Source organism: Sphingobium sp., assembly GCF_003248505.1.
GTDB lineage: Bacteria > Pseudomonadota > Alphaproteobacteria > Sphingomonadales > Sphingomonadaceae > Sphingobium.
The window spans coordinates 1-9,119 of sequence record NZ_QFOA01000101.1 but is presented as its reverse complement, the minus strand read 5'-3'; the positions used below and the strand labels follow the sequence as shown (position 1 = coordinate 9,119).

Below are 9,119 nucleotides of genomic sequence, written 5' to 3'. Positions count from 1 at the left end.
CGCAGAAGTCGGGCATCACGCTGCTCGAACCTGTCATGAAGGTCGAAGTCGTGACCCCGGAGGAATATCTGGGCGACGTCATCGGCGACATGAACAGCCGTCGTGGCCAGATCCAGGGCACCGACACGCGCGGCAACGCGCAGGTGGTCGAAGCCATGGTGCCGCTGGCCAACATGTTCGGTTACGTCAATTCGCTCCGGTCCTTCACCCAGGGCCGCGCGAACTACTCGATGATCTTCTCGCACTATGACGAAGTGCCGCAGAATGTGGCGGACGAAGTCAAGGCGAAGATGGCCTGACGGGTTTCCCCGGCCGGGCCGTGAAAGCGGCTCGGTTAGGGGCTGGTAATATGTAAATTTGCTGCTATGGACGCGCCTTCGCGAGGCGCGGCCGAGCGGTCAGACCAAAGCTGATTTTGATTAGAAGGTAGGATAAAATGGCTAAGGCTAAGTTTGAGCGGAACAAGCCGCACTGCAACATTGGCACCATCGGTCACGTCGACCATGGCAAGACCTCGCTGACCGCAGCGATCACCAAGGTGCTGGCCGAAACCGGCGGCGCGACCTTCGTCGACTATGCCAACATCGACAAGGCTCCCGAAGAGCGCGAGCGCGGCATCACCATCTCGACCGCGCACGTCGAGTATGAGACCGAAGCGCGCCACTATGCGCACGTCGACTGCCCCGGCCACGCCGACTACGTCAAGAACATGATCACCGGTGCCGCCCAGATGGACGGCGCGATCCTGGTCGTGTCGGCCACCGACGGCCCGATGCCGCAGACCCGTGAGCACATCCTGCTCGCCCGCCAGGTTGGCGTGCCGCAGCTCGTCGTGTTCATGAACAAGGTCGACCTCGTCGACGACGCCGAAATCCTCGAGCTGGTCGAGCTGGAAATCCGCGAACTGCTCAGCTCGTACGATTTCGACGGCGACAACATCCCCGTCATCCCCGGCTCTGCCGTCAAGGCTCTGGACGGTTCCAACGACGAGATCGGCAAGAACGCCGTTCTGAAGCTGATGTCCGCTGTTGACGAATTCATCCCGCAGCCCGAGCGTCCGGTCGACAAGGCGTTCCTGATGCCGATCGAAGACGTGTTCTCGATTTCGGGTCGCGGCACCGTCGTCACCGGCCGTGTCGAAACCGGCATTGTCAAGGTCGGCGAAGAAGTCGAGATCGTCGGTCTCAAGGACACCACCAAGACCACCGTCACGGGCGTTGAAATGTTCCGCAAGCTGCTCGACGAAGGTCGTGCAGGCGACAACATCGGCGCGCTGGTTCGCGGCGTGAAGCGTGAAGACGTCGAGCGCGGTCAGGTTCTGGCCAAGCCCGGCACCATCACCCCCCACACCGAATTCGACGCCGAAGTCTATGTGCTGTCGAAGGAAGAGGGCGGGCGCCACACCCCGTTCTTCGCGAACTATCGTCCGCAGTTCTACTTCCGCACCACCGACGTGACCGGCGAAGTAATCCTGCCCGAAGGCACCGAGATGGTCATGCCTGGCGACAATGTGAAGCTCGGCGTCAAGCTGATCGCTCCGATCGCGATGGACGCTGGCCTCCGCTTCGCTATCCGTGAAGGCGGCCGCACTGTCGGTGCAGGGGTTGTCGGCACGATCTCGAAGTAATATAGGACTGCAGCGGCGCGGATCCGATGATTCGCGCCGCTCAGTATTTTTCTCCGCCTCGGATCGCCTTTCTCCGGCTTTCAAGAAGCTAGAAGGGCAGATGGGGCGGATATTTTTTGTGAGCGCATTTTTACAAATCAACGGCTGCTCCGGCTGATTTTTGAAAATGCGTGGGTTTTTGGCTCTTTCGCATCGGTACAGGAAAAATGGACAGCAATATCCGCATTCGCCTTAAGGCGTTCGATCATCGCGTTCTCGATCAGGCAACCGGCGACATCGCCGACACCGCTCGCCGCACCGGCGCCCTTATCCGCGGTCCGATTCCCCTTCCGACGCGCATCGAAAAGTTCACGGTCAACCGTGGCCCGCACATCGACAAGAAGTCGCGCGAGCAGTTCGAGGTTCGTACCTACAAGCGTATGCTTGACATTGTGCAGCCGACGCCGCAGACGGTCGACGCGCTGATGAAGCTGGACTTGGCTGCCGGCGTGAACGTGGAAATCAAGCTGGCCTGATCGCCGGCAAGTCCCTGCCGCCCGCAAGGAGGTCAGGGTATAGGGCATCGGGGCTCCTCTTCGGAGGGACCTGGGCTCAAACGACACAAGGGATACCGCACGGCCGCTCCGGTAAACCGGAAGGTCCGTGGTCTCTGGTCCCCCGTCGCCTTTCCCGAGAGGGGTTGGCATCCGACCCTGACGGGGTGATCGCATGAATTGGGTTGGGCCGCGCGGGGGAGATTCCGAGCGGTTTTTTCGTTGGATACGCCCGCTGCTATGGCGGGCCTCTATGGGAGTAATCAGTGATGCGCACAGGCGTGATCGCTAAGAAAGTCGGGATGACCCGTCTGTTCCAGGAGGACGGACGTCACGTTCCGGTTACGGTTCTGGCCCTCGAGGGCAACCAGGTCGTGGCCCGCAAGGAAACCGACCGCGACGGTTATGTCGCGGTGCAGCTCGGTGCCGGCGTCGCGAAGGTCAAGAATGTCGCCAAGCCGCAGCGCGGCCACTTCGCCAAGGCGGAAGTGGAGCCGAAGGCGCGTCTGGTCGAATTTCGCGTCGCCGAGGATGCGCTCCTCGATGTCGGCGCCGAGATTGCGGCCGACCACTTTATCGCCGGTCAGTTGGTCGATGTCGCCGGTCACACCCAGGGTAAGGGTTTTGCCGGTGCTATGAAGCGCTGGGGCTTCGGCGGTATGCGCGCCACCCACGGCGTGTCGATCAGCCACCGTGCCCATGGTTCGACCGGTAACCGTCAGGACCCGGGCCGCGTCTTCAAGAACAAGAAGATGGCAGGTCACATGGGTGACCGTGAGCGGACCCAGCAGAATCTGGAGATCGTGCGTACCGATGTCGAGCGCGGCCTGCTGTTCGTCAAGGGCAGCGTTCCGGGTGCCAAGGGCACCTGGCTCACCGTCTGCGATGCCGTCAAGGTGAAGCGTCCGGCCGATGTGCCGTATCCGGCCAGCCTCAAGGCTGCTGCCAACAGCAACAACGCTCCGGCGCAGGCGCCCGCACAAGATGCGGCCGCTCCCGAAGCGACCGAAGGCCAGGAGGGCTAAACCATGAAGGTCAATGTACAGACCCTCGATGCGGCAGCTGCCGGTGAGCTGGAGCTCAACGATGCCGTGTTCGGTGTCGAGCCTCGCACCGACATACTGCACCGCGTCGTCACCTGGCAGCTGGAAAAGCGCCGTGCCCCCGCCCGCGCCACCCGCGAGCGTTCGGACGTGGCCCGCACCGGCAAGAAGTTCGGTCGCCAGAAGGGCGGCGGTACGGCCCGTCACGGCGATCGCAAGGCGCCGATTTTCATCGGCGGCGGTAAGGCTCACGGTGCCCGCGCTCGCGACTTCGGTCACGACCTCAACAAGAAGGTTCGTGCGCTGGGCCTGAAGATGGCGCTGTCGGCTAAGGCCAAGGACGGCTCGCTGATCGTCCTCGACAATCTCGACGTGGCGGAAGGCAAGACCAAAGCTCTGGTCGCGCACCTTGCCAAGCTGAACCTCAACAAGGTGCTTTTCATCGACGGCGACGCGGTGAATGTCAGCTTCGCAAAGGCTTCGGCGAACATCGTGGGCGTGGACCTGCTGCCGGCTGTCGGTGCCAATGTCTACGACATCCTTAAGGCGGATTCGCTGGTGCTGACGCGCGCCGCGGTCGAAAAGCTGGAGGCGCGTTTCAATGGCTAAGAAAGAAGCCGCGACCGTGGACAACCGTCATTACGACGTCGTTGTCGCGCCGGTGATCACCGAGAAGTCGACGCTTCTCTCCGAAAACAACGCCGTGGTCTTCAAGGTCGCAAACGACGCGTCCAAGCCGGAGATCAAGGCTGCGATCGAGGCGATCTGGGGCGTCACCGTCCAGAGCGTCAACACGCTGGTCGTCAAGGGCAAGACGAAGCGCTGGAAGGGTAAGCCCTACAAGCGCAGCGACGTGAAGAAGGCGATCGTCCGCCTGGCCGAAGGTCAGACGATCGACATCACCGAAGGAGTGCGCTGATCATGGCGCTTAAGAGCTACAACCCGACGAGCCCCGCTCAGCGCGGCCTCATCCTCGTCGACCGCAGCGCTCTGCATAAGGGCAAGCCCGTCAAGGCTCTGACCGAAGGCAAGCGCAAGACCGGCGGTCGCAACAACAAGGGTCATGTGACCTCGCGCGGGATCGCGGGAGGTCACAAGCAGCGCTATCGCATCATCGACTTCAAGCGTCGCCTGTGGGACGTCGAAGGCACGGTGGAGCGTCTGGAATATGACCCCAACCGCACCGCCTTCATCGCGCTGGTCAACTACCCCGATGGCACCCAGGCCTATATCCTGGCACCCCAGCGCCTTGCGCCGGGCGACAAGGTCATTGCGGGCAAGAAGACCGACGTGAAGCCGGGCAACGCGATGGAACTGGGTCAGATGCCGGTGGGCACCATCATCCACAATATCGAGATGAAGCCGGGCAAGGGCGGTCAGCTCTGCCGTTCGGCGGGCACCTACGCGCAGCTCGTGGGCCGCGATCGCGGCATGGTGATGGTCCGTCTGTCCTCGGGCGAGCAGCGCTACATCCGTTCGGACTGCATGGGCACCATCGGTGCCGTGTCGAACCCGGACAACGCCAACACCAACCTTGCCAAGGCCGGTCGCAATCGCTGGCTGGGCAAGCGCCCGCTGACGCGCGGTGTGGCGAAGAACCCGGTCGATCACCCGCACGGCGGCGGTGAAGGCCGCACCTCGGGCGGCCGTCATCCGGTCACCCCGTGGGGCAAGCCGACCAAGGGTGCGCGCACCCGCCACAACAAGGCGACGGACAAGTTCATCATCCGTAGCCGCCACGCGAAGAAGAAGAGGTAAGCGAGATGGCTCGTTCCGTCTGGAAAGGTCCTTTCGTGGACCTCAGCCTTCTGAAGAAGGCGGAAACCGCTCAGGAAGCCAACGGTCGCTCCGGTCCCATCAAGACCTGGTCGCGGCGTTCGACGATCCTGCCGCAGTTCGTCGGCCTGACGTTCAGCGTCTATAACGGCCGCAAGCATGTTCCGGTGCTGGTCAATGAGGATATGGTGGGTCACAAGCTGGGTGAATTTGCCCCGACCCGCTACTTCCCCGGCCACGCCGCCGACAAGAAGGGCAAGCGCTGATGAGCAAGGAAAAGGCTCCCCGCCGCGTCGCCGACAATGAGGCGCTCGCCGTCGGCACGCAGATTCGCGGTTCGGCCCAGAAGCTGAACCTCGTCGCGGCGCTGATCCGCGGCCGCAAGGTCGAAGACGCGCTGAACGTGCTCGCCTTCTCGAAGAAGGCGATGGCGGTCGACGTGCGCAAGGTGCTGGCTTCGGCTATCGCCAACGCGGAAAACAATCACAATCTGGACGTCGACGCACTGGTCGTTGCGGAAGCATCGGTGGGCAAGAGCTTCACCCTGAAGCGCTTCCACGCTCGCGGCCGCGGCAAGTCGACCCGGATCCTCAAGCCCTTCAGCCGCGTACGCATTGTCGTGCGTGAAGCTGGCGAAGAAGCGGAGGCGTAAGCACATGGGTCACAAGAGCAACCCGATCGGTCTGCGCCTGCAGATCAACCGTACCTGGGACAGCCGCTGGTTCGCGGAAGGCCAGGATTATGGCCGGCTTCTGCTGGAGGATCTGAAAATCCGCCAGTTCATCATGAAAAGCCTGCCTCAGGCGGCGATCTCGAAGGTCGTGATCGAACGCCCGGCGAAGCTTTGCCGCGTGTCGATCTATGCCGCCCGTCCCGGTGTCATCATCGGCAAGAAGGGCGCGGATATCGAGAAGCTGCGCAAGAAGCTGGGCAGCCTGACCTCCTCGGACGTCAGCCTGAACATCGTCGAAATCCGCAAGCCGGAAATCGACTCCAAGCTTGTCGCGCAGGGCATCGCCGATCAGCTGGAACGTCGCGTGGCGTTCCGCCGCGCGATGAAGCGCGCGGTGCAGTCGGCTCTTCGCCTCGGTGCCGAAGGCATCAAGATCACCTGCGGCGGCCGTCTGGGCGGCGCGGAGATCGCGCGCGTCGAATGGTATCGCGAAGGCCGCGTTCCGCTGCACACGCTGCGTGCGAACGTCGACTACGCCGAAGCCGAAGCCCACACCGCCTATGGCGTGTGCGGCATTAAGGTCTGGATCTTCAAGGGTGAAATCCTTGGTCACGATCCGATGGCCACCGACCGGCTGATGCTGGAGGCACAGACCTCCGGCGTGCGCCCGGCGCGCTGAGAATAAGGTAGGTATAGCGTCATGCTGCAACCGAAGAAAATGAAGTTCCGCAAGGCCTTCAAGGGCAAGATCAAGGGCGACGCCAAGGGCGGTTCGGCTTTGAACTTCGGCTCTTACGGTCTGAAAGCTCTGGAACCCGAGCGCGTCACCGCCCGCCAGATCGAGGCGGCCCGCCGCGCGATCACCCGTCACATCCGCCGTCAGGGCCGGTTGTGGATCCGCGTGTTCCCTGACGTGCCGGTTTCCAAGAAGCCTGCCGAAGTCCGTCAGGGCAAGGGCAAGGGTTCGGTCGAATATTGGGCGGCGCGCGTCAAGCCCGGCCGCATCCTGTTCGAACTCGACGGCGTGCCCGGTCCGCTCGCAGCAGAGGCCTTCTCGCGCGCCGCGATGAAGCTGCCCATCAAGACGAAGGTCGTCGCCCGCCTCGGCGACACCTCGCACCTGGAGGGTTAATTCGTGGCGAACGTCGCAGACCTCAAGACCAAGACGGACGACGAACTGTCGACCGAACTCAACAACCTGAAGCGCGAGCAGTTCAACCTGCGTTTCCAGGCGGCCACCAACCAGCTCGAAAAGCCGAGCCGGGTCAAGGAAGTCCGCCGGTCAATCGCGCAGATCAAGACCCTTCAGTCCGAGCGTTCGCGCTCGGCTGCGAAGTAAGAAGGAAATCACACGATGCCCAAGCGCGTGCTGACGGGAACGGTGGTTTCCGACAAGACCGACAAGACGGTGGTGGTTCGCGTGGAGCGCAAGGTTAAGCACGCGCTCTACGGCAAGATCATCCGCCTGTCGAAAAAGTATCACGCCCATGACGAGGGCAATGTCTACAAGGAAGGCGAGACGGTCCGTATCGAAGAGACCGCTCCGATTTCCAAGCTCAAGACCTGGAAGGTCATTGAGCGCGTGGACACTCACAAGTCGCCGGAAGTCTCCCACTAAGGGCTGACCGCCGGTCTTGTGACCAGTCACGGATCCTGCGGGATCGAAAAAGTTCGGACGCGGGGCTGGCCTTTTCCTTCGGGAGACGGTACAGGCCCGCGCTTCGCGCATTTCGATTTTATCGGGTCGAGCGCATGAAATTCGGAACCGCCGGGAATTGTCCCGGTAGGCCAAATGAGAAGGAACCGGATCTATGATCCAGATGCAATCCAATCTTGACGTCGCTGACAACAGCGGCGCCAAGCGCGTCCAGTGCATCAAGGTGCTGGGCGGGTCGAAGCGTCGCTTCGCCGGCGTGGGCGACATCATCGTCGTCTCGATCAAGGAGGCCGCGCCGCGCGGCAAGGTGAAGAAGGGTGACGTGCATCGCGCCGTCATCGTCCGCACCGCCAAGGATATTCGCCGGGCCGACGGTTCGGTGATCCGCTTCGACGGCAACGCCGCCGTGCTCATCAACAAGAACGAGGAGCCGATCGGCACTCGTATTTTCGGCCCCGTCGTTCGCGAACTGCGCGCCAAGAAGCACATGAAGATCATCTCTCTTGCTCCCGAGGTGCTGTGATGAGCGCTGCGAAGATCAAGAAGGGCGACAAGGTCGTCGTCCTGGCCGGAAAGGACAAGGGTCGTACCGGCTCCGTCCTTCAGGTGATGCCCAAGGAAGACAAGGTGCTCGTCGAGGGCATCAACATCCATGCGCGCCATCGCAAGCCTGACCAGGCGAACCCGCAGGGCGGCATCGACCGCAAGCCTGCGCCGCTCCACATTTCGAACGTGGCCGTGGCCGGTGCCGACGGCAAGCCGACCCGCGTCCGTTTCGAGGACCGCGACGGCAAGAAGGTCCGCGTCGCCGTCAAGTCCGGTGAGGTGCTGTAATGGCCGACAAATACACTCCGCGCTCCAAGGCGCTCTATGACGCCGAGATCGCCAAGGCGATGACCGAGAAGTTCGGTTACAAGAACGTCATGGAAGTCCCCAAGATCGAGAAGATCACGCTCAACATGGGCGTGGGCGAAGCGACGCAGGACAAGAAGAAGGTGACTTCGGCCGCTGAGGAAATGGAACTGATCGCCGGTCAGAAGCCGGTCATCACCAAGGCCCGCAAGTCGATCGCGCAGTTCAAGCTGCGTGAAGGCATGCCGATCGGTGCCAAGGTGACGTTGCGCCGCGAGCGCATGTACGAGTTCCTCGATCGCCTGGTCAACATCGCGCTGCCCCGCGTACGCGACTTCCGTGGTCTCAATCCGAAGAGCTTCGATGGCCGTGGCAACTACGCCTTCGGCATCAAGGAGCAGATCATCTTCCCGGAGATCAACTATGACCGCATCGACAAGGTGCGCGGCATGGATATCATCGTGACCACCACGGCGAAGACGGACGATGAAGCGCGCGAACTGCTGCGCCTCTTCGGCTTCCCCTTCCCGCTCGAAGAGAAGCAGGCGGCCTGAAACGGCCCCGCTTCTCTTCCATCAACTTTGCAAGGAAGAGAACTTAAGTCATGGCGAAACTGAGTTCGATCAACAAGAACGAGCGCCGCAAGAAGCTGGTCAAGAAATATGCCGGCCGCTATGCGAAGCTCAAGGCGATCGCGAATGATACCGCGGCCGACGACAGCGATCGTCTGATCGCGCGTCTGAAGATGGCGGAGATCCCCCGCAACGGCAATCCGACCCGCGTTCGGAACCGCTGTGAACTGACCGGGCGTCCCCGCGCTTACTACCGCAAATTCCGCCTCTGCCGCGTGCAGCTGCGCGATCTGGCCAACAAGGGCCTGATCCCCGGCGTCACCAAGTCGAGCTGGTAAGGATCATTTGAGATGGCATTGACCGATCCCCTGGGTGATATGCTCACC

Annotated in this window: 16 protein-coding genes and 1 pseudogene; all 17 read left to right on the top strand. The window is 62.2% G+C overall.

The genetic code is table 11. The features are described from left to right. A pseudogene (gene fusA / locus DI606_RS18385) lies at positions 1 to 299 on the top strand (elongation factor G); the annotation flags it as partial. A gap of 137 nt (positions 300 to 436) precedes the next feature. Further along, positions 437 to 1,627 carry an elongation factor Tu gene (gene tuf, locus DI606_RS18380; RefSeq protein ID WP_293985326.1) on the top strand — a complete coding sequence of 397 codons (1,191 nt, stop codon included), beginning with the start codon at positions 437 to 439 and terminating at the stop codon, positions 1,625 to 1,627. Between the two features lie 206 nt (positions 1,628 to 1,833). Further along, on the top strand, positions 1,834 to 2,142 hold the full coding sequence (gene rpsJ, locus DI606_RS18375; protein ID WP_007686587.1) for a 30S ribosomal protein S10: 309 nt from the start codon (positions 1,834 to 1,836) through the stop codon (positions 2,140 to 2,142). Between the two features lie 287 nt (positions 2,143 to 2,429). After that, positions 2,430 to 3,185 (top strand): 50S ribosomal protein L3, encoded by a 756-nt coding sequence (gene rplC / locus DI606_RS18370; RefSeq protein ID WP_293985327.1) that lies wholly within the window; start codon positions 2,430 to 2,432, stop codon positions 3,183 to 3,185. 3 nt (positions 3,186 to 3,188) lie between these two features. Further along, a complete protein-coding gene (rplD, locus tag DI606_RS18365) occupies positions 3,189 to 3,812 on the top strand; it encodes a 50S ribosomal protein L4 (protein ID WP_293985325.1) in 624 nt (207 codons plus the stop codon). Next, positions 3,805 to 4,122: a 50S ribosomal protein L23 gene (locus DI606_RS18360; RefSeq protein WP_293985324.1), complete on the top strand. Its 318-nt coding sequence runs from the start codon at positions 3,805 to 3,807 to the stop codon at positions 4,120 to 4,122. Before rplD ends, DI606_RS18360 begins: the two co-directional genes overlap by 8 nt. A 2-nt stretch (positions 4,123 to 4,124) precedes the next feature. Then, a complete protein-coding gene (gene rplB / locus DI606_RS18355; protein WP_293985323.1) occupies positions 4,125 to 4,961 on the top strand; it encodes a 50S ribosomal protein L2 in 837 nt (278 codons plus the stop codon). 5 nt (positions 4,962 to 4,966) lie between these two features. After that, positions 4,967 to 5,245, top strand: a complete 279-nt coding sequence (gene rpsS, locus DI606_RS18350; RefSeq protein ID WP_293985322.1) for a 30S ribosomal protein S19 — start codon at positions 4,967 to 4,969, stop codon at positions 5,243 to 5,245. Continuing rightward, positions 5,245 to 5,631 carry a 50S ribosomal protein L22 gene (gene rplV / locus DI606_RS18345; RefSeq protein ID WP_293985321.1) on the top strand — a complete coding sequence of 129 codons (387 nt, stop codon included), beginning with the start codon at positions 5,245 to 5,247 and terminating at the stop codon, positions 5,629 to 5,631. The genes rpsS and rplV overlap by 1 nt, the downstream gene beginning before the upstream one ends. Before the next feature lie 4 nt (positions 5,632 to 5,635). Then, on the top strand, positions 5,636 to 6,331 hold the full coding sequence (gene rpsC / locus DI606_RS18340; protein WP_293985320.1) for a 30S ribosomal protein S3: 696 nt from the start codon (positions 5,636 to 5,638) through the stop codon (positions 6,329 to 6,331). A gap of 21 nt (positions 6,332 to 6,352) precedes the next feature. Next, positions 6,353 to 6,784: a 50S ribosomal protein L16 gene (gene rplP / locus DI606_RS18335; protein WP_066769627.1), complete on the top strand. Its 432-nt coding sequence runs from the start codon at positions 6,353 to 6,355 to the stop codon at positions 6,782 to 6,784. Between the two features lie 3 nt (positions 6,785 to 6,787). Further along, on the top strand, positions 6,788 to 6,991 hold the full coding sequence (gene rpmC / locus DI606_RS18330; RefSeq protein ID WP_293985319.1) for a 50S ribosomal protein L29: 204 nt from the start codon (positions 6,788 to 6,790) through the stop codon (positions 6,989 to 6,991). Positions 6,992 to 7,006: 15 nt separating this feature from the next. After that, positions 7,007 to 7,270, top strand: coding sequence for a 30S ribosomal protein S17 (gene rpsQ / locus DI606_RS18325; protein WP_066700947.1), 264 nt, complete (start codon positions 7,007 to 7,009; stop codon positions 7,268 to 7,270). Between the two features lie 193 nt (positions 7,271 to 7,463). Then, positions 7,464 to 7,832 carry a 50S ribosomal protein L14 gene (rplN, locus tag DI606_RS18320; protein WP_056691686.1) on the top strand — a complete coding sequence of 123 codons (369 nt, stop codon included), beginning with the start codon at positions 7,464 to 7,466 and terminating at the stop codon, positions 7,830 to 7,832. Beyond that, the gene (gene rplX, locus DI606_RS18315) at positions 7,832 to 8,143 is read left to right on the top strand and encodes a 50S ribosomal protein L24 (protein WP_293985318.1); all 312 of its coding nucleotides are present in this window, start codon (positions 7,832 to 7,834) and stop codon (positions 8,141 to 8,143) included. Before rplN ends, rplX begins: the two co-directional genes overlap by 1 nt. Next, complete coding sequence (gene rplE, locus DI606_RS18310) at positions 8,143 to 8,715, top strand: 50S ribosomal protein L5 (protein WP_293985317.1); 573 nt, start codon at positions 8,143 to 8,145, stop codon at positions 8,713 to 8,715. The genes rplX and rplE overlap by 1 nt, the downstream gene beginning before the upstream one ends. A 50-nt stretch (positions 8,716 to 8,765) precedes the next feature. Beyond that, complete coding sequence (gene rpsN, locus DI606_RS18305) at positions 8,766 to 9,071, top strand: 30S ribosomal protein S14 (RefSeq protein WP_007707881.1); 306 nt, start codon at positions 8,766 to 8,768, stop codon at positions 9,069 to 9,071. The last annotated feature ends 48 nt before the right edge of the window (positions 9,072 to 9,119 follow it).

Excerpts from the sequence above, each read along its gene's own strand:
- tuf (WP_293985326.1), top strand. The coding sequence starts at position 437 with ATGGCTAAGGCTAAGTTTGAGCGGAACAAGCCGCACTGCAACATTGGC.
- rpsJ (WP_007686587.1), top strand. The coding sequence starts at position 1,834 with ATGGACAGCAATATCCGCATTCGCCTTAAGGCGTTCGATCATCGCGTT.
- rplC (WP_293985327.1), top strand. The coding sequence starts at position 2,430 with ATGCGCACAGGCGTGATCGCTAAGAAAGTCGGGATGACCCGTCTGTTC.
- rplD (WP_293985325.1), top strand. The coding sequence starts at position 3,189 with ATGAAGGTCAATGTACAGACCCTCGATGCGGCAGCTGCCGGTGAGCTG.
- DI606_RS18360 (WP_293985324.1), top strand. The coding sequence starts at position 3,805 with ATGGCTAAGAAAGAAGCCGCGACCGTGGACAACCGTCATTACGACGTC.
- rplB (WP_293985323.1), top strand. The coding sequence starts at position 4,125 with ATGGCGCTTAAGAGCTACAACCCGACGAGCCCCGCTCAGCGCGGCCTC.
- rpsS (WP_293985322.1), top strand. The coding sequence starts at position 4,967 with ATGGCTCGTTCCGTCTGGAAAGGTCCTTTCGTGGACCTCAGCCTTCTG.
- rplV (WP_293985321.1), top strand. The coding sequence starts at position 5,245 with ATGAGCAAGGAAAAGGCTCCCCGCCGCGTCGCCGACAATGAGGCGCTC.
- rpsC (WP_293985320.1), top strand. The coding sequence starts at position 5,636 with ATGGGTCACAAGAGCAACCCGATCGGTCTGCGCCTGCAGATCAACCGT.
- rplP (WP_066769627.1), top strand. The coding sequence starts at position 6,353 with ATGCTGCAACCGAAGAAAATGAAGTTCCGCAAGGCCTTCAAGGGCAAG.
- rpsQ (WP_066700947.1), top strand. The coding sequence starts at position 7,007 with ATGCCCAAGCGCGTGCTGACGGGAACGGTGGTTTCCGACAAGACCGAC.
- rplN (WP_056691686.1), top strand. The coding sequence starts at position 7,464 with ATGATCCAGATGCAATCCAATCTTGACGTCGCTGACAACAGCGGCGCC.
- rplX (WP_293985318.1), top strand. The coding sequence starts at position 7,832 with ATGAGCGCTGCGAAGATCAAGAAGGGCGACAAGGTCGTCGTCCTGGCC.
- rplE (WP_293985317.1), top strand. The coding sequence starts at position 8,143 with ATGGCCGACAAATACACTCCGCGCTCCAAGGCGCTCTATGACGCCGAG.
- rpsN (WP_007707881.1), top strand. The coding sequence starts at position 8,766 with ATGGCGAAACTGAGTTCGATCAACAAGAACGAGCGCCGCAAGAAGCTG.